The sequence below is a fragment of the Geobacillus vulcani PSS1 genome (genome assembly GCF_000733845.1).
Classification (GTDB): Bacteria; Bacillota; Bacilli; order Bacillales; family Anoxybacillaceae; genus Geobacillus; species Geobacillus vulcani.
In genome coordinates this window covers 803,909-820,420 of the sequence record NZ_JPOI01000001.1, presented here as the reverse complement: position 1 = coordinate 820,420, position 16,512 = coordinate 803,909, and the positions used below count along the sequence as shown (strand labels likewise).

Annotated in this window: 23 protein-coding genes; all 23 read left to right on the top strand. The window is 51.7% G+C overall.

The features are described 5' to 3' along the window. Nucleotides 1-4: 4 nt before the first annotated feature. Nucleotides 5-3,604 carry a DNA-directed RNA polymerase subunit beta' gene (gene rpoC / locus N685_RS0104485; protein WP_031406217.1) on the top strand — a complete coding sequence of 1,200 codons (3,600 nt, stop codon included), beginning with the start codon at nucleotides 5-7 and terminating at the stop codon, nucleotides 3,602-3,604. Between the two features lie 134 nt (nucleotides 3,605-3,738). Further along, nucleotides 3,739-3,987 (top strand): 50S ribosomal protein L7ae-like protein, encoded by a 249-nt coding sequence (locus tag N685_RS0104480; protein WP_031406215.1) that lies wholly within the window; start codon nucleotides 3,739-3,741, stop codon nucleotides 3,985-3,987. A gap of 95 nt (nucleotides 3,988-4,082) precedes the next feature. Beyond that, nucleotides 4,083-4,505, top strand: coding sequence for a 30S ribosomal protein S12 (gene rpsL, locus N685_RS0104475; RefSeq protein WP_011229616.1), 423 nt, complete (start codon nucleotides 4,083-4,085; stop codon nucleotides 4,503-4,505). Nucleotides 4,506-4,544: 39 nt separating this feature from the next. Beyond that, nucleotides 4,545-5,015, top strand: coding sequence for a 30S ribosomal protein S7 (gene rpsG, locus N685_RS0104470; RefSeq protein ID WP_011229617.1), 471 nt, complete (start codon nucleotides 4,545-4,547; stop codon nucleotides 5,013-5,015). Nucleotides 5,016-5,195: 180 nt separating this feature from the next. Beyond that, the gene (gene fusA / locus N685_RS0104465) at nucleotides 5,196-7,274 is read left to right on the top strand and encodes an elongation factor G (protein WP_013522754.1); all 2,079 of its coding nucleotides are present in this window, start codon (nucleotides 5,196-5,198) and stop codon (nucleotides 7,272-7,274) included. Nucleotides 7,275-7,402: 128 nt separating this feature from the next. Next, nucleotides 7,403-8,590, top strand: a complete 1,188-nt coding sequence (tuf, locus tag N685_RS0104460) for an elongation factor Tu (protein ID WP_011229619.1) — start codon at nucleotides 7,403-7,405, stop codon at nucleotides 8,588-8,590. A 351-nt stretch (nucleotides 8,591-8,941) separates the two neighbouring features. Next, entirely contained in the window at nucleotides 8,942-9,250 is a 309-nt protein-coding gene (rpsJ, locus tag N685_RS0104455) for a 30S ribosomal protein S10 (RefSeq protein WP_008881945.1), read from the top strand. Nucleotides 9,251-9,270: 20 nt separating this feature from the next. Next, the gene (gene rplC / locus N685_RS0104450; protein ID WP_011229620.1) at nucleotides 9,271-9,912 is read left to right on the top strand and encodes a 50S ribosomal protein L3; all 642 of its coding nucleotides are present in this window, start codon (nucleotides 9,271-9,273) and stop codon (nucleotides 9,910-9,912) included. Nucleotides 9,913-9,941: 29 nt separating this feature from the next. Next, a complete protein-coding gene (gene rplD / locus N685_RS0104445; protein WP_011229621.1) occupies nucleotides 9,942-10,565 on the top strand; it encodes a 50S ribosomal protein L4 in 624 nt (207 codons plus the stop codon). Then, nucleotides 10,565-10,852 carry a 50S ribosomal protein L23 gene (rplW, locus tag N685_RS0104440; protein WP_011229622.1) on the top strand — a complete coding sequence of 96 codons (288 nt, stop codon included), beginning with the start codon at nucleotides 10,565-10,567 and terminating at the stop codon, nucleotides 10,850-10,852. The genes rplD and rplW overlap by 1 nt, the downstream gene beginning before the upstream one ends. A gap of 27 nt (nucleotides 10,853-10,879) precedes the next feature. Then, entirely contained in the window at nucleotides 10,880-11,710 is an 831-nt protein-coding gene (gene rplB, locus N685_RS0104435) for a 50S ribosomal protein L2 (RefSeq protein WP_011229623.1), read from the top strand. 33 nt (nucleotides 11,711-11,743) lie between these two features. Beyond that, the gene (gene rpsS / locus N685_RS19315) at nucleotides 11,744-12,022 is read left to right on the top strand and encodes a 30S ribosomal protein S19 (RefSeq protein ID WP_011229624.1); all 279 of its coding nucleotides are present in this window, start codon (nucleotides 11,744-11,746) and stop codon (nucleotides 12,020-12,022) included. An 18-nt stretch (nucleotides 12,023-12,040) separates the two neighbouring features. Continuing rightward, nucleotides 12,041-12,382, top strand: coding sequence for a 50S ribosomal protein L22 (gene rplV / locus N685_RS19310; protein WP_011229625.1), 342 nt, complete (start codon nucleotides 12,041-12,043; stop codon nucleotides 12,380-12,382). Nucleotides 12,383-12,385: 3 nt separating this feature from the next. After that, the gene (rpsC, locus tag N685_RS0104420) at nucleotides 12,386-13,042 is read left to right on the top strand and encodes a 30S ribosomal protein S3 (protein WP_011229626.1); all 657 of its coding nucleotides are present in this window, start codon (nucleotides 12,386-12,388) and stop codon (nucleotides 13,040-13,042) included. Between the two features lie 2 nt (nucleotides 13,043-13,044). After that, nucleotides 13,045-13,470 carry a 50S ribosomal protein L16 gene (gene rplP, locus N685_RS0104415; protein WP_011229627.1) on the top strand — a complete coding sequence of 142 codons (426 nt, stop codon included), beginning with the start codon at nucleotides 13,045-13,047 and terminating at the stop codon, nucleotides 13,468-13,470. Continuing rightward, nucleotides 13,470-13,670 carry a 50S ribosomal protein L29 gene (gene rpmC / locus N685_RS19305; RefSeq protein WP_011229628.1) on the top strand — a complete coding sequence of 67 codons (201 nt, stop codon included), beginning with the start codon at nucleotides 13,470-13,472 and terminating at the stop codon, nucleotides 13,668-13,670. Before rplP ends, rpmC begins: the two co-directional genes overlap by 1 nt. A gap of 24 nt (nucleotides 13,671-13,694) precedes the next feature. Further along, nucleotides 13,695-13,958: a 30S ribosomal protein S17 gene (rpsQ, locus tag N685_RS19300; RefSeq protein ID WP_031406208.1), complete on the top strand. Its 264-nt coding sequence runs from the start codon at nucleotides 13,695-13,697 to the stop codon at nucleotides 13,956-13,958. 49 nt (nucleotides 13,959-14,007) lie between these two features. Further along, nucleotides 14,008-14,376 (top strand): 50S ribosomal protein L14, encoded by a 369-nt coding sequence (gene rplN / locus N685_RS0104400; protein WP_011229630.1) that lies wholly within the window; start codon nucleotides 14,008-14,010, stop codon nucleotides 14,374-14,376. A gap of 36 nt (nucleotides 14,377-14,412) precedes the next feature. Continuing rightward, nucleotides 14,413-14,724 (top strand): 50S ribosomal protein L24, encoded by a 312-nt coding sequence (gene rplX, locus N685_RS0104395; RefSeq protein WP_031406207.1) that lies wholly within the window; start codon nucleotides 14,413-14,415, stop codon nucleotides 14,722-14,724. A gap of 27 nt (nucleotides 14,725-14,751) precedes the next feature. Further along, nucleotides 14,752-15,291, top strand: coding sequence for a 50S ribosomal protein L5 (rplE, locus tag N685_RS0104390; RefSeq protein ID WP_011229632.1), 540 nt, complete (start codon nucleotides 14,752-14,754; stop codon nucleotides 15,289-15,291). Nucleotides 15,292-15,320: 29 nt separating this feature from the next. Continuing rightward, nucleotides 15,321-15,506, top strand: coding sequence for a type Z 30S ribosomal protein S14 (locus N685_RS0104385; RefSeq protein ID WP_003247599.1), 186 nt, complete (start codon nucleotides 15,321-15,323; stop codon nucleotides 15,504-15,506). 33 nt (nucleotides 15,507-15,539) lie between these two features. Next, nucleotides 15,540-15,938 (top strand): 30S ribosomal protein S8, encoded by a 399-nt coding sequence (gene rpsH / locus N685_RS0104380; protein WP_012820490.1) that lies wholly within the window; start codon nucleotides 15,540-15,542, stop codon nucleotides 15,936-15,938. 32 nt (nucleotides 15,939-15,970) lie between these two features. After that, entirely contained in the window at nucleotides 15,971-16,507 is a 537-nt protein-coding gene (gene rplF / locus N685_RS0104375; protein ID WP_011229634.1) for a 50S ribosomal protein L6, read from the top strand. Nucleotides 16,508-16,512: the final 5 nt, after the last annotated feature.

Sequence of the window (16,512 nt, the reverse complement as noted above, 5' to 3'; positions counted from 1 at the left end):
CCCCTTGCTAGATGTCAATAAGTTTGAGTACATGAAAATTGGGCTCGCTTCCCCGGAGAAAATTCGTTCTTGGTCGTATGGCGAAGTCAAAAAGCCGGAGACCATCAACTATCGGACGTTAAAGCCGGAAAAAGACGGCTTGTTTTGCGAGCGCATTTTCGGTCCAACGAAAGACTGGGAGTGCCATTGCGGCAAATATAAGCGTGTTCGCTACAAAGGCGTCGTCTGCGACCGCTGCGGCGTTGAAGTGACTCGCTCAAAAGTCCGCCGCGAACGGATGGGCCATATTGAGCTCGCCGCCCCAGTTTCGCACATTTGGTATTTCAAAGGGATCCCGAGCCGGATGGGGCTTGTCCTTGACATGTCGCCGCGGGCGCTTGAGGAAGTCATTTATTTTGCTTCCTATGTCGTCACCGACCCGGGCGATACGCCGCTTGAGAAAAAGCAGCTGTTGTCGGAAAAGGAATACCGCGCCTACCGGGAGAAGTACGGTCAATCGTTCCAAGCGTCGATGGGAGCGGAAGCGATCAAAAAGCTGCTCCAAGACATTGATTTGGATAAAGAAGTCAATGCGCTGAAAGAGGAGTTGAAAACAGCGCAAGGTCAGCGGCGCGCCCGCATCATTAAGCGGCTTGAAGTGCTTGAGGCGTTTCGCAGTTCAGGGAACGACCCGGCCTGGATGGTGCTTGATGTGCTGCCGGTCATTCCGCCAGAGTTGCGTCCGATGGTTCAGCTTGACGGCGGTCGGTTTGCAACATCGGATTTGAACGATTTGTACCGCCGCGTCATCAACCGCAACAATCGGCTGAAACGGCTCCTCGACCTTGGCGCGCCGAACATTATCGTCCAAAACGAGAAACGGATGCTGCAAGAGGCCGTTGACGCCTTGATTGACAACGGCCGCCGCGGACGTCCGGTGACGGGTCCCGGGAACCGTCCGTTAAAGTCGCTCTCTCATATGCTGAAAGGGAAGCAAGGTCGCTTCCGGCAAAACTTGCTCGGCAAGCGCGTTGACTATTCCGGCCGTTCCGTCATCGTCGTCGGCCCGAATTTGAAAATGTATCAATGCGGGCTGCCGAAAGAAATGGCGCTTGAGCTGTTTAAGCCGTTTGTCATGAAGGAGCTCGTTGAGCGGGGCTTGGCACACAACATTAAAAGTGCCAAACGGAAAATTGAGCGCGTTCATCCGGAAGTGTGGGATGTGCTTGAAGATGTCATTAAAGAACATCCGGTGCTGTTAAACCGCGCCCCGACGCTGCACCGTCTCGGCATTCAGGCGTTCGAGCCAACGCTTGTCGAAGGACGGGCGATCCGTCTTCATCCGCTTGTTTGCACGGCGTACAACGCGGACTTCGACGGCGACCAAATGGCGGTGCACGTACCGCTGTCGGCTGAGGCGCAAGCCGAAGCGCGCTTGTTGATGTTGGCGGCGCAAAACATTTTGAACCCGAAAGACGGCAAACCGGTCGTGACGCCGTCACAAGACATGGTGTTGGGCAACTACTACTTGACGATGGAGCGAGAAGGGGCCATCGGCGAAGGCATGGTGTTCAAAGACACCGATGAGGCGCTTCTTGCTTATCATAACGGTTACGTCCATCTCCATTCGCGCATCGCGATTCATGCCGGCTCGCTGAAAAACGAAACGTTTACCGAAGAGCAAAACAACAAACTGCTCTTAACGACCGTCGGAAAGCTCATTTTCAACGAAATTTTGCCGAATTCGTTCCCGTACATCAATGAGCCGACGACGGAAAACATTGAAGGACGGACGCCGGATAAGTACTTCCTTGACAAAGGGGTCAACGTGCGCGAAGAAATTCGCAAGCGCGAACTCGTGCCGCCATTTAAGAAAAAAGTGCTTGGGCAAATTATCGCCGAAGTGTTCAAACGGTTCAAAATCACTGAAACATCGAAGATGCTCGACCGCATGAAAGACCTCGGCTTCCAATATTCAACAAAGGCCGGCATCACGATCGGCGTGGCCGACATCGTCGTCCTGCCGGAAAAACAAGAAATTTTGGATGAAGCGCAAGCGAAAGTCGATACGGTTTTGAAGCAGTTCCGCCGCGGGTTGATTACCGACGAAGAACGGTACGAGCGCGTCATCTCCATCTGGAGTGCGGCGAAAGACAAAATTCAAGATCGGCTGATGAAATCGTTAGATAAGCGCAACCCGATCTTTATGATGAGCGATTCCGGAGCGCGCGGGAACGCGTCGAACTTTACGCAGCTTGCGGGGATGCGCGGTTTGATGGCCAACCCGGCTGGCCGGATCATCGAGCTGCCGATCAAGTCGTCGTTCCGTGAAGGCTTGACGGTATTGGAATACTTCATCTCGACGCACGGTGCGCGGAAAGGGTTGGCGGATACGGCGCTCAAAACGGCCGACTCGGGCTATCTCACGCGACGCCTCGTCGACGTGGCGCAAGACGTCATCGTCCGCGAGGAAGATTGCGGCACCGACCGCGGCATTTTGGCTCGGGCGTTGACGGACGGCACGGAAGTGGTCGTCAAGCTCGAAGAACGGCTTGTTGGCCGTTATGCGCATAAAACGGTGCGCCATCCGGAAACAGGGGAAGTGATCGTTCGCAAAGACGAGATGATCACCGAAGATATCGCCAATGAGATCATTAAAGCCGGCATTACGGAAGTATGGATTCGCTCCGTCTTTGCCTGCAACACGCGCCATGGCGTCTGCAAAAAATGCTACGGCCGCAACATGGCGACCGGCATGGACGTCGAAGTTGGCGAAGCCGTCGGCATCATCGCCGCTCAGTCGATCGGCGAACCGGGCACGCAGCTGACGATGCGGACGTTCCATACAGGCGGCGTCGCCGGCGACGATATCACTCAAGGGTTGCCGCGGGTGCAAGAGCTGTTTGAAGCGCGCAACCCGAAAGGGCAAGCGGTCATTTCGGAAATCGACGGCACGGTTATTTCGATTAATGAAACGCGCGACAACCAATATGAAATCGTCGTCCAAAGCGAGGTTGAAACGCGCACGTACGTAGCGCCGTACAACGCACGGCTGAAAGTCGAAGAGGGGCAGCGTGTTGAGCGGGGCCAAGAGCTGACAGAAGGCTCGGTTGACCCGAAACAGTTGTTGCGCGTGCGCGATATTACATCCGTCCAGGAGTACTTGCTCCGCGAAGTGCAAAAAGTGTATCGGATGCAAGGGGTGGAAATCAGCGATAAGCATATCGAGGTCATGGTGCGGCAAATGTTGCGCAAAGTGCGCGTCATCGATGCCGGCGACACCGATGTGCTGCCGGGCACACTGTTGGATGTCCACCAGTTCACGGATGTCAACGCCAAAGCTCTTCGCGAAGGGAAACGGCCGGCGACGGCCCGTCAGGTGCTGCTCGGCATCACGAAAGCGTCGCTTGAGACGGATTCGTTTTTATCAGCAGCTTCGTTCCAAGAAACGACGCGCGTCTTGACCGATGCAGCGATCAAAGGAAAACGCGATGAACTGCTTGGTTTAAAAGAAAACGTCATTATCGGCAAACTCGTCCCGGCTGGAACGGGTATGGCTCGCTACCGGAAAGTGAAGCCGGCCGTCAAAAAGGAAACGGCTGGCGACACGGTGTCGTCCAAATAACACGAACCGAGTGGCCGGCTAGGGTGCGCCTTGGCCGGCCATTATCTCATTTAAAATCCAGTTGACAATCGGCAAAGAAAATGGTAGTCTAATAAAGGTGTTCCAACAACCTGGTACTTTGGAGGATATGTTACATGTCTTATGAAAAAGTATTACAGGCTGGGAAAATCGTGATTGGAACCAAACAAACGATAAGGGCTTTAAAGGAAGGGAAAGCGGCGGAAGTGATCGTGGCGGAGGATGCCGACTTGCCGATCATCGAGAAAGTGACCGCCGCCGCCAATGAGGCCAACGTGCCGGTCATAAAAGTCGATTCGATGAAAAAACTCGGCAAGGCCTGCAAAATCCAAGTCGGCGCGGCCGCGGTGGCGATCCTTCGTTAACGCTTTGTCTTTCTCTTTAAAACCTTTATTTGCATAAATGATGAACCACCTGGATATGTGGGCTTAAACAATGCATGCGAAAGGAGGATCTTTTCATGCCTACAATCAACCAACTGGTCCGCAAAGGACGCGAGAAAAAAGTCGTTAAATCGAAATCCCCTGCGTTAAACAAAGGGTATAACAGCTTCAAAAAAGAACAAACGAACGTGTCGTCTCCGCAAAAACGCGGCGTTTGCACGCGTGTCGGCACGATGACGCCGAAAAAACCGAACTCGGCGTTGCGGAAATATGCCCGTGTCCGCCTGACAAACGGGATTGAGGTCACGGCGTACATCCCGGGCATCGGTCATAACTTGCAAGAACACAGCGTTGTGCTCATCCGCGGTGGACGTGTCAAAGACTTGCCAGGGGTGCGCTACCATATCATTCGTGGGGCGTTGGATGCCGCAGGTGTAGCAAACCGGATGCAAGGTCGTTCGAAATACGGCGCGAAAAAACCAAAAGCAGCGAAAAAATAATGAAATGAAGAGAATGTTTTCCTGAAGGGAGGAAACACTATGCCACGTAGAGGCCCTGTTGCTAAACGTGACGTATTGCCAGATCCGATTTACAACTCGAAGCTTGTCACCCGTTTGATCAATAAAATTATGATCGACGGTAAAAAATCGAAAGCGCAAAAAATTCTTTACACCGCGTTTGATATTATCCGTGAGCGCACGGGTAAAGATCCAATGGAAGTGTTTGAGCAAGCGTTGAAAAACGTCATGCCGGTGTTGGAAGTACGCGCCCGCCGCGTCGGTGGGGCGAACTACCAAGTTCCGGTTGAGGTTCGTCCGGACCGCCGCGTTTCTCTCGGTTTGCGTTGGCTCGTGCAATATGCACGTCTTCGCAATGAAAAAACGATGGAAGAGCGCTTGGCAAATGAAATTATGGACGCTGCCAACAACACGGGTGCAGCGGTGAAAAAACGCGAAGATACGCATAAAATGGCTGAAGCGAACCGCGCGTTTGCCCACTACCGCTGGTAAGGAGCGTCGCCTAAAGGAAATAGGTGAGAAGGCGCTGTGGCTGCCTATTCACCTATCTTCCTATATATTGCGGCCTTTTCGGTCGCGCATGGGACAACTTCAAAGACAAGGGGATTGCGCCATCGATGGCGGCGCCATCTACTTATATTTCATATTTGAAGGAAGGAGAAAATAACCACTATGGCAAGAGAGTTCTCCTTGGAAAAGACTCGCAACATAGGGATTATGGCGCACATTGACGCCGGGAAAACGACGACGACCGAACGGATCTTGTTCTATACTGGCCGCGTTCATAAAATCGGGGAAGTGCATGAAGGCGCGGCAACGATGGACTGGATGGAACAAGAACAAGAGCGCGGAATTACGATCACGTCGGCGGCGACGACGGCGCAATGGAAAGGCCATCGCATCAACATCATTGACACGCCGGGGCACGTCGACTTTACGGTCGAAGTTGAGCGTTCGCTGCGCGTATTGGACGGGGCCATCACGGTTTTAGATGCGCAATCAGGCGTGGAACCGCAAACGGAAACCGTTTGGCGCCAAGCGACGACATATGGCGTCCCGCGGATCGTGTTCGTCAACAAAATGGATAAAATCGGCGCCGATTTCTTGTATTCGGTGAAAACGCTCCATGACCGCCTGCAAGCGAACGCTCATCCGGTGCAACTGCCGATCGGCGCTGAGGATCAGTTCTCCGGCATTATTGACTTGGTCGAAATGTGCGCGTACCATTACCATGATGAGCTTGGCAAAAACATTGAGCGCATTGACATTCCGGAAGAATACCGCGATATGGCAGAAGAGTACCATAACAAGCTGATTGAGGCGGTCGCTGAGCTGGACGAAGAATTAATGATGAAGTATTTAGAAGGGGAAGAAATCTCGACGGAAGAGCTGAAGGCCGCAATCCGCAAGGCGACGATCAGCGTGGAATTCTTCCCGGTCTTCTGCGGCTCGGCATTCAAAAACAAAGGTGTTCAGCTGCTTCTTGACGGCGTTGTCGATTACTTGCCGTCTCCGGTAGACATCCCGGCGATTCGCGGTGTTGTTCCGGATACCGAAGAAGAAGTGACACGCGAAGCAAGCGACGACGCTCCGTTTGCCGCTTTGGCATTTAAAATCATGACTGACCCGTATGTCGGGAAATTGACGTTTATTCGCGTCTACTCTGGAACGCTTGATTCTGGTTCATATGTGATGAACACGACGAAAGGGAAGCGTGAACGGATCGGCCGCTTGTTGCAAATGCACGCGAACCACCGTCAAGAAATTTCGAAAGTCTATGCGGGTGATATTGCCGCAGCGGTAGGTTTAAAAGATACGACGACCGGTGATACTCTATGTGACGAGAAGCATCCTGTCATTTTAGAGTCGATGCAATTCCCAGAACCGGTCATTTCGGTGGCAATCGAGCCGAAGTCGAAAGCGGACCAAGACAAAATGAGCCAAGCGTTGCAAAAATTGCAAGAAGAAGACCCGACGTTCCGCGCTCACACCGACCCAGAAACGGGACAAACAATCATCTCCGGGATGGGCGAGCTGCATCTTGACATTATCGTCGACCGGATGCGCCGTGAATTCAAAGTCGAAGCGAACGTTGGGGCGCCGCAAGTTGCCTACCGCGAAACGTTCCGCAAATCGGCGCAAGTCGAAGGCAAATTCATCCGTCAATCTGGCGGCCGCGGTCAATACGGCCACGTTTGGATCGAATTCTCGCCGAACGAGCGCGGCAAAGGCTTCGAATTCGAGAACGCCATCGTCGGTGGGGTTGTTCCAAAAGAATACGTGCCGGCTGTCCAAGCTGGATTGGAAGAAGCGATGCAAAACGGCGTCTTAGCCGGCTATCCGGTTGTTGACATTAAAGCGAAACTGTTCGACGGATCGTACCACGATGTCGACTCGAGCGAAATGGCGTTCAAAATCGCTGCTTCCTTGGCATTGAAAAACGCGGCGACGAAGTGTGATCCGGTTCTTTTGGAACCGATCATGAAAGTGGAGGTCGTCATCCCTGAAGAGTACCTCGGTGATATCATGGGCGACATCACGTCTCGCCGCGGCCGCATCGAGGGGATGGAAGCGCGCGGCAACGCCCAAGTCGTCCGGGCGATGGTGCCGCTGGCCGAAATGTTCGGTTATGCGACATCGCTCCGTTCGAACACGCAAGGACGCGGAACGTTCTCGATGGTGTTTGATCACTATGAAGAAGTTCCGAAAAACATCGCCGATGAAATTATCAAAAAAAATAAAGGCGAATAATTGATTTCTCTTGCTAGTTTCGCTATAAATACTTATGTAAGTAAGACTTGGGAACATTTTGTTCCCAAGCATCCTATACTTACCTAACCATATAAATTTATATCTTACTTTTAAGGAGGATATCTCTCATGGCTAAAGCGAAATTTGAGCGCACGAAACCGCACGTCAACATTGGCACGATCGGCCACGTTGACCACGGGAAAACGACGTTGACAGCTGCGATCACGACGGTTTTGGCGAAACAAGGCAAAGCCGAAGCAAAAGCGTACGACCAAATCGACGCTGCTCCGGAAGAGCGTGAACGCGGGATTACGATCTCGACGGCGCACGTCGAGTATGAAACAGATGCTCGCCACTATGCGCACGTTGATTGCCCGGGCCACGCTGACTACGTCAAAAACATGATCACGGGTGCAGCGCAAATGGACGGCGCGATCCTTGTTGTATCGGCTGCTGACGGTCCGATGCCGCAAACGCGCGAACACATTCTTCTCTCCCGCCAAGTCGGTGTTCCGTACATCGTTGTATTCTTGAACAAATGCGACATGGTGGACGACGAAGAATTGCTTGAACTTGTTGAAATGGAAGTTCGCGATCTTCTCTCTGAATACGACTTCCCGGGCGATGAAGTGCCGGTCATCAAAGGTTCGGCATTAAAAGCGCTCGAAGGCGACCCGCAATGGGAAGAAAAAATCATTGAACTGATGAATGCCGTTGACGAATACATCCCGACGCCGCAGCGTGAAGTGGACAAACCGTTCATGATGCCAATCGAGGACGTCTTCTCGATCACGGGCCGCGGTACGGTTGCAACAGGCCGTGTTGAACGCGGTACGTTGAAAGTTGGCGACCCGGTTGAAATCATCGGTTTGTCGGATGAACCGAAAACGACGACAGTTACGGGTGTAGAAATGTTCCGCAAGCTTCTCGACCAAGCAGAAGCAGGAGACAACATCGGTGCGCTTCTCCGCGGCGTATCGCGCGATGAAGTCGAGCGCGGCCAAGTGTTGGCGAAACCTGGTTCGATCACACCGCATACGAAATTCAAAGCGCAAGTATACGTCCTGACGAAAGAAGAAGGCGGACGCCATACTCCGTTCTTCTCGAATTACCGTCCGCAATTCTACTTCCGTACGACGGACGTAACAGGCATCATCACGCTTCCGGAAGGCGTCGAAATGGTTATGCCTGGCGACAACGTTGAAATGACGGTGGAACTGATCGCTCCGATCGCGATCGAAGAAGGCACGAAATTCTCGATCCGCGAAGGCGGTCGTACGGTTGGCGCCGGCTCTGTATCGGAAATCATTGAATAATCGCGGCAAAAGCGAAGGCGTCCTGACTTGTTCAGGGCGCCTTCGTTTATTTTGGGCAGCTGATCACGCGAATGAAAGGGGAGAAGGATGGCGCTGAAGGGTCCATTCATTTGACGTCTAGGAGCCCGTGTTGAAAACGAGGTGGCGGCTATGTATAATGAAGAAGTGTGGGAAAAACAGAGAAATGGCTTGCAATCTCGCTTACATACGAGTATAATATCAAATGTTGGTCTTTGACTGCGATGAAGCGGAAGGTTGCTGACACACCCGGCCGCTTTGCCACGGCGGTGTGCAGGAAATTTCCGTGGAGAAGTCTATTTTTCAAAATAGGCGAAGAAGGAGGGAAACCAAATGGCAAAAGAAAAAATTCGCATTCGTTTAAAAGCTTACGATCATCGGATTTTAGATCAATCGGCGGAGAAAATTGTGGAAACCGCAAAACGTTCCGGGGCAAAAGTGTCGGGTCCGATCCCGCTGCCGACGGAAAGAACGGTGTATACGATTTTGCGTGCCGTTCATAAGTACAAAGACTCCCGTGAACAATTCGAAATGCGGACGCATAAGCGTTTGATCGACATCATCAACCCGACTCCGCAAACGGTTGATTCGTTAATGCGTCTCGATTTGCCGTCGGGCGTTGACATTGAAATTAAACTTTAATCGATTAGGAGGTGTGACACATGACGAAAGGAATCTTAGGAAGAAAGATCGGTATGACGCAAATATTTGCGGAAAATGGCGATTTGATTCCGGTAACCGTCATTCATGCGACGCCAAACGTCGTCCTGCAAAAGAAAACGATCGAAAATGACGGTTACGAAGCGATCCAATTAGGTTTTGAAGATATTAGCGAAAAACGCGCCAATAAACCGCAAATTGGCCATGCTGCCAAAGCTAACACGGCACCTAAGCGCTTCATTCGCGAAATCCGCGGCGCCAACATTGATGAATATGAAGTTGGCCAAGAAGTGAAAGTGGATATTTTCAGTGAAGGCGAAATCGTTGATGTTACGGGCATCTCGAAAGGGAAAGGGTTCCAAGGGGCGATCAAACGCCACGGTCAATCGCGCGGGCCAATGGCTCACGGTTCCCGTTACCATCGCCGTCCGGGTTCGATGGGGTCCATCGCACCAAACCGTGTTTTCAAAACGAAAAACTTGCCGGGCCGCATGGGTGGCGAGCGTGTGACGATCCAAAACTTGAAAATCGTCAAAGTCGATCCGGAGCGCAACTTGTTGCTCATTAAAGGCAATGTGCCGGGTCCGAGAAAAGGTTTAGTCATCGTCAAAAGCGCCGTGAAAGCGGCCAAGAAGGCGAAATAACATCCGGCCAAGAAAGGAGGAACTACGTAATGCCAAAAGTAGCATTATACAACCAAAACGGTCAGACGGTCGGTGAAATCGAGTTGAACGACGCCGTTTTTGGGATTGAACCGAATAAGCATGTGTTGTTCGAAGCAGTGATTATGCAACGCGCCTCGATGCGTCAAGGAACGCATAAAACGAAAAACCGCGCTGAAGTGAGCGGCGGCGGCCGCAAACCATGGCGCCAAAAAGGGACGGGACGCGCCCGTCAAGGCTCGATTCGCGCTCCGCAATGGCGCGGCGGCGGTACGGTCTTTGGTCCAGTTCCGCGCAGCTACAGCTACAAACTTCCGAAAAAAGTTCGCCGTTTGGCGATCAAATCGGCATTGTCTTCGAAAGTGCTCGAAAACGACATCGTTGTATTGGATCAATTGTCGCTTGAAGCACCGAAAACGAAAGAAATGGTAAAAATCTTGAACAACCTCTCGGTGGACCGGAAGGCGCTCATCGTCACCGACGAGTTGAATGAGAACGTATATCTGTCCGCACGCAACATCCCGGGTGTGAAAGTCGTTGCTGCTAACGGCATCAATGTGCTCGATGTGCTCAACCATGACAAACTCGTCATTACGAAGGCGGCCGTGGAGAAAGTAGAGGAGGTGCTTGCATAATGAAAGACCCTCGCGACATTATTAAGCGCCCCATCATCACGGAAAATACAATGAACCTGATCGGGCAAAAAAAATACACGTTTGAGGTCGACGTCAAAGCAAACAAGACAGAAGTGAAAGACGCCGTTGAGAAAATTTTTGGCGTGAAAGTAGCCAAAGTGAACATCATGAACTATAAAGGGAAATTTAAGCGCGTCGGCCGCTACAGCGGCTATACGAACCGCCGCCGCAAAGCGATCGTCACGTTGACGCCGGACAGCAAAGAGATCGAACTGTTTGAAGTGTAACATAAACGATGAAGGAGGGACATTCCGATGGCGATCAAAAAGTATAAACCGACATCGAACGGCCGTCGCGGCATGACGGTGCTGGATTTCTCGGAAATTACGACGGATCAGCCGGAAAAATCGCTGCTTGCTCCGTTAAAGAAAAAGGCTGGCCGCAACAATCAAGGAAAAATTACGGTGCGCCATCAAGGCGGTGGCCATAAACGCCAATATCGGATTATCGACTTTAAGCGCGACAAAGACGGAATTCCAGGACGTGTTGCTACGATTGAATACGATCCGAACCGTTCGGCCAACATCGCACTCATCAACTATGCAGACGGTGAAAAACGCTACATTATCGCGCCGAAAAACTTGAAAGTCGGCATGGAGATCATGTCCGGTCCGGATGCAGACATTAAAATCGGCAATGCGCTTCCGCTTGAGAACATCCCGGTTGGTACGCTCGTCCACAACATCGAGCTGAAACCAGGTCGCGGCGGGCAATTGGTGCGCGCAGCCGGCACTTCAGCGCAAGTGCTTGGGAAAGAAGGCAAATATGTCATCGTTCGACTCGCTTCCGGCGAAGTGCGCATGATTTTAGGCAAATGCCGCGCTACGGTCGGCGAAGTGGGCAATGAGCAGCATGAACTTGTCAACATCGGGAAAGCCGGACGTGCTCGCTGGCTTGGCATTCGTCCGACTGTTCGCGGTTCGGTTATGAACCCGGTTGACCATCCGCACGGCGGTGGTGAAGGAAAAGCGCCAATTGGACGCAAGTCGCCGATGACGCCATGGGGCAAACCGACGCTTGGGTACAAAACACGCAAAAAGAAAAACAAATCGGATAAATTCATCATCCGTCGCCGCAAGAAATAATGAACGAGCGCAATTCAGAAGGGAGGTTCACTTATGGGTCGCAGCTTGAAAAAAGGTCCGTTTTGCGATGAGCATTTGATGAAAAAAATCGAAAAACTGAATGCAACTGGACAAAAACAAGTGATCAAAACGTGGTCTCGCCGTTCGACGATCTTCCCACAGTTTGTCGGGCATACGATCGCGGTGTACGATGGCCGCAAACACGTACCGGTCTACATCACGGAAGACATGGTCGGGCACAAACTCGGCGAATTTGCGCCGACGCGCACGTTCCGCGGCCATGCCGGCGATGACAAGAAAACAAAACGGTAATGAGAGGAGGTTCTAGATATGCAAGCTAAAGCAGTTGCGAGAACCGTTCGCATCGCTCCTCGCAAAGCGCGCTTAGTCATTGACTTGATTCGCGGCAAAGAAGTGGGCGAAGCGTTCGCCATTTTGCGCCATACGCCAAAAGCGGCTTCTCCGATCATCGAAAAAGTATTGAAATCGGCGGTGGCCAACGCTGAACACAACTATGACATGGACGTCAACAACTTGGTCATCACGCAAGCGTACGTCGACGAAGGCCCGACGTTGAAACGTTTCCGTCCGCGCGCCATGGGACGGGCAAGCGCCATTAACAAACGCACAAGCCATATTACGATCGTCGTTTCAGAAAAGAAGGAGGGATAATCCGTGGGTCAAAAGGTCAACCCGATCGGTCTGCGCATCGGCATCATTCGTGACTGGGAATCAAGATGGTATGCGGAAAAAGACTATGCAGATCTGTTGCACGAAGACTTGAAAATCCGTGAATACATTAGCAAACGCCTGCAAGACGCGGCCGTCTCCCGCGTGGAGATTGAACGGGCAGCCAACCGCGTCAACGTCACGATCCATACGGCCAAACCGGGCATGGTCATCGGGAAAGGCGGTTCGGAAGTGGAAGCGCTCCGTAAAGCGCTCGCGCAATTAACCGGTAAACGCGTCCATATCAACATTGTCGAAATCAAAAAACCGGACTTGGATGCACGTCTTGTTGCTGAAAATATCGCTCGTCAGCTGGAAAACCGCGTATCGTTCCGCCGAGCGCAAAAACAAGCGATTCAACGTGCAATGCGCGCTGGGGCGAAAGGGATCAAAACAATGGTATCCGGCCGTTTAGGCGGGGCTGACATCGCTCGTTCGGAGCATTACAGCGAAGGGACGGTTCCACTCCATACGTTGCGCGCTGACATCGACTATGGAACGGCAGAAGCCGATACGACGTACGGAAAAATTGGCGTGAAAGTATGGATTTATCGTGGAGAAGTCCTTCCGACCAAGAAAAAAGCTGAGGAAGGAGGAAAATAATCATGTTAATGCCAAAACGCGTCAAATATCGCCGTGAACATCGCGGACGGATGAAAGGCCGGGCGAAAGGCGGCACGGAAGTTCATTTCGGTGAATTTGGATTGCAAGCATTAGAATCAGCTTGGATTACGAACCGGCAAATCGAAGCAGCCCGTCGGGCGATGACCCGTTACATGAGACGGGGCGGGAAAGTATGGATCCGCATTTTCCCTTCCAAACCGTATACGGCAAAACCGCTTGAAGTGCGGATGGGTTCTGGTAAAGGGGCGCCGGAAGGCTGGGTCGCCGTTGTCAAACCGGGCAAAGTGATGTTTGAAGTGGGCGGTGTTTCTGAGGAAGTGGCACGTGAAGCATTGCGTCTCGCTTCTCACAAACTTCCGATCAAATGCAAATTTGTAAAACGTGAAGAAACTGGTGGTGAAGCGTAATGAAAGCGAAAGAAATCCGTGAGTTGACCACTGCCGAGATCGAACAAAAAATTAAAGCATTGAAGGAAGAGTTGTTCAATCTACGATTCCAACTGGCCACAGGCCAATTGGAAAACACGGCGCGCATCCGCCAGGTGCGCAAAGACATCGCCCGTATGAAAACGATCATTCGCGAACGTGAGCTCGCTGCCAATAAATAATGTGTTTGAGAGGAGGTTTGTGAAATGAGCCAACGCAATCAACGCAAAGTGTACGTTGGACGGGTTGTATCGGATAAAATGGACAAAACGATCACCGTGTTGGTCGAAACGTACAAAAAACATCCGCTGTACGGTAAACGCGTGAAATATTCGAAAAAATATAAAGCACATGATGAACATAACGAAGCGAAAGTCGGCGACATCGTGAAAATCATGGAGACTCGCCCGCTGTCGGCCACAAAACGCTTCCGTTTGGTGGAAATCGTTGAAAAGGCTGTTGTTCTCTAATGGTTCTTCGCTTAGTTCGGAGAGATAATTCCGAAAGGAGGTTTCGTCGATGATTCAACAAGAATCTCGCTTGAAAGTAGCTGATAACTCTGGTGCGCGCGAAGTGCTTGTCATTAAAGTGCTCGGAGGCTCGGGTCGCCGCTATGCGAACATCGGCGATGTCGTTGTGGCGACGGTCAAAGATGCGACACCAGGTGGCGTTGTTAAAAAAGGTCAAGTCGTGAAAGCCGTTGTTGTTCGTACGAAACGCGGGGTGCGCCGTCCGGACGGTTCATACATCCGTTTTGACGAAAACGCCTGCGTCATCATCCGCGATGACAAAAGCCCGCGCGGTACGCGGATTTTCGGACCGGTTGCCCGTGAACTGCGCGATAAAGACTTCATGAAAATCATTTCTTTAGCTCCGGAAGTTATTTAATGGAACGGAACAGCGTTTCAAGGAGGTGCGAATGCGATGCATGTAAAAAAAGGCGATAAAGTGCAAGTAATCTCCGGCAAAGACAAAGGCAAGCAAGGCGTCATTCTGGCGGCGTTTCCGAAGAAAAAACGCGTCATCGTCGAAGGCGTCAATATTGTGAAAAAGCATGCGAAACCGTCGCAAGCCAACCCGCAAGGCGGCATCATTGAGAAGGAAGCGCCGATTCACGTTTCGAAAGTCATGCCGCTCGACCCGAAAACGGGTGAGCCGACGCGCATCGGCTACAAAATTGTCGATGGCAAAAAAGTGCGCTATGCGAAAAAATCCGGTGAGATTCTGGATAAATAACCGTGACGCAGGAAGGGAGGTACTTTTATGAACCGCCTGAAAGAGAAGTATTTAAATGAAGTCGTACCTGCTCTCATGAGCAAGTTCAACTATAAATCGATCATGCAAGTGCCAAAAATCGAAAAAATCGTCATCAACATGGGTGTCGGCGATGCGGTGCAAAACCCGAAAGCATTAGACAGCGCCGTTGAAGAGCTGACGCTGATCGCCGGCCAGCGTCCGGTGGTAACGCGTGCGAAAAAATCGATCGCCGGCTTCCGTCTTCGCCAAGGGATGCCGATCGGTGCGAAAGTCACACTGCGCGGCGAACGGATGTATGAGTTTCTCGATAAGTTGATTTCGGTCTCGCTTCCGCGCGTGCGCGACTTCCGCGGCGTATCGAAAAAGTCGTTTGACGGCCGCGGCAACTATACGCTCGGCATTAAAGAACAGCTCATTTTCCCAGAGATCGATTACGATAAAGTGAACAAAGTGCGCGGCATGGACATCGTGATCGTCACAACGGCCAACACGGATGAAGAAGCTCGTGAACTGCTGGCGTTGCTCGGCATGCCATTCCAAAAATAATGATCCCATAACGCAAGGGAGGCGAAATCGTGGCTAAAAAATCGATGATCGCGAAACAAAAACGGACGCCGAAGTTTAAAGTGAGAGCGTACACCCGCTGCGAGCGCTGCGGCCGTCCGCACTCGGTCTATCGCAAATTCAAATTGTGCCGTATTTGTTTCCGTGAGCTCGCATACAAAGGCCAACTTCCAGGCATCAAAAAAGCCAGCTGGTAATCAACCCATTGATTGGGAAGGAGGTAAAACATAATGGTGATGACAGATCCAATTGCTGATATGCTGACTCGCATCCGCAATGCGAATATGGTGCGTCACGAAAAACTCGAGGTCCCGGCTTCGAAAATCAAACGGGAAATCGCGGAAATTTTAAAGCGCGAAGGGTTTATTCGTGATTATGAATATATCGAAGACAACAAACAAGGCATTCTCCGCATCTTCTTGAAATACGGTCCGAACAACGAACGTGTCATTACCGGGCTGAAACGCATCAGCAAACCGGGGCTGCGCGTTTACGTCAAAGCCCATGAAGTGCCGCGCGTTTTGAACGGCTTAGGAATCGCCATTCTTTCGACATCGCAAGGCATCTTAACAGACAAAGAAGCACGGCAAAAAGGCACGGGCGGCGAAGTAATCGCCTACGTTTGGTAATTTATCTGCTCAAGAATGGAGGTGTTTTTGACATGTCACGTGTCGGCAAAAAACCAATTGAAATTCCTGCCGGTGTCACCGTTACGGTCAACGGCAACACGGTTACGGTCAAAGGGCCGAAAGGAGAACTGACCCGCACGTTCCATCCAGATATGACGATCACCGTTGAGGGCAATGTGATCACTGTTACGCGTCCAAGCGATGAAAAACATCATCGTGCGCTCCATGGCACGACGCGCAGCTTACTCGCCAACATGGTCGAAGGCGTTTCGAAAGGTTATGAAAAAGCGCTCGAACTCGTTGGTGTCGGGTACCGGGCGTCGAAACAAGGGAAAAAGCTCGTATTGAGCGTCGGTTATTCTCATCCGGTCGAAATTGAGCCGGAAGAAGGACTTGAAATTGAAGTGCCGTCCCAAACGAAAATCATCGTCAAAGGGGCAGACAAACAGCGCGTCGGTGAATTGGCTGCCAACATTCGCGCGGTTCGTCCGCCAGAGCCGTATAAAGGCAAAGGCATTCGCTACGAAGGCGAACTGGTGCGCTTGAAAGAAGGCAAAACAGGTAAATAACGCGG

Bases quoted from the DNA above. Each gene is read 5' to 3' on its own strand.
- rplC (WP_011229620.1), top strand. From the start codon at position 9,271: ATGACGAAAGGAATCTTAGGAAGAAAGATCGGTATGACGCAAATATTT.
- rpsS (WP_011229624.1), top strand. From the start codon at position 11,744: ATGGGTCGCAGCTTGAAAAAAGGTCCGTTTTGCGATGAGCATTTGATG.
- rplN (WP_011229630.1), top strand. From the start codon at position 14,008: ATGATTCAACAAGAATCTCGCTTGAAAGTAGCTGATAACTCTGGTGCG.
- rplX (WP_031406207.1), top strand. From the start codon at position 14,413: ATGCATGTAAAAAAAGGCGATAAAGTGCAAGTAATCTCCGGCAAAGAC.
- fusA (WP_013522754.1), top strand. From the start codon at position 5,196: ATGGCAAGAGAGTTCTCCTTGGAAAAGACTCGCAACATAGGGATTATG.
- rpsJ (WP_008881945.1), top strand. From the start codon at position 8,942: ATGGCAAAAGAAAAAATTCGCATTCGTTTAAAAGCTTACGATCATCGG.
- rplB (WP_011229623.1), top strand. From the start codon at position 10,880: ATGGCGATCAAAAAGTATAAACCGACATCGAACGGCCGTCGCGGCATG.
- rplW (WP_011229622.1), top strand. From the start codon at position 10,565: ATGAAAGACCCTCGCGACATTATTAAGCGCCCCATCATCACGGAAAAT.
- rplF (WP_011229634.1), top strand. From the start codon at position 15,971: ATGTCACGTGTCGGCAAAAAACCAATTGAAATTCCTGCCGGTGTCACC.
- rplE (WP_011229632.1), top strand. From the start codon at position 14,752: ATGAACCGCCTGAAAGAGAAGTATTTAAATGAAGTCGTACCTGCTCTC.
- tuf (WP_011229619.1), top strand. From the start codon at position 7,403: ATGGCTAAAGCGAAATTTGAGCGCACGAAACCGCACGTCAACATTGGC.
- rpsL (WP_011229616.1), top strand. From the start codon at position 4,083: ATGCCTACAATCAACCAACTGGTCCGCAAAGGACGCGAGAAAAAAGTC.
- rplV (WP_011229625.1), top strand. From the start codon at position 12,041: ATGCAAGCTAAAGCAGTTGCGAGAACCGTTCGCATCGCTCCTCGCAAA.
- rpsH (WP_012820490.1), top strand. From the start codon at position 15,540: ATGGTGATGACAGATCCAATTGCTGATATGCTGACTCGCATCCGCAAT.
- rplD (WP_011229621.1), top strand. From the start codon at position 9,942: ATGCCAAAAGTAGCATTATACAACCAAAACGGTCAGACGGTCGGTGAA.
- N685_RS0104480 (WP_031406215.1), top strand. From the start codon at position 3,739: ATGTCTTATGAAAAAGTATTACAGGCTGGGAAAATCGTGATTGGAACC.
- rplP (WP_011229627.1), top strand. From the start codon at position 13,045: ATGTTAATGCCAAAACGCGTCAAATATCGCCGTGAACATCGCGGACGG.
- rpmC (WP_011229628.1), top strand. From the start codon at position 13,470: ATGAAAGCGAAAGAAATCCGTGAGTTGACCACTGCCGAGATCGAACAA.
- rpsG (WP_011229617.1), top strand. From the start codon at position 4,545: ATGCCACGTAGAGGCCCTGTTGCTAAACGTGACGTATTGCCAGATCCG.
- rpsQ (WP_031406208.1), top strand. From the start codon at position 13,695: ATGAGCCAACGCAATCAACGCAAAGTGTACGTTGGACGGGTTGTATCG.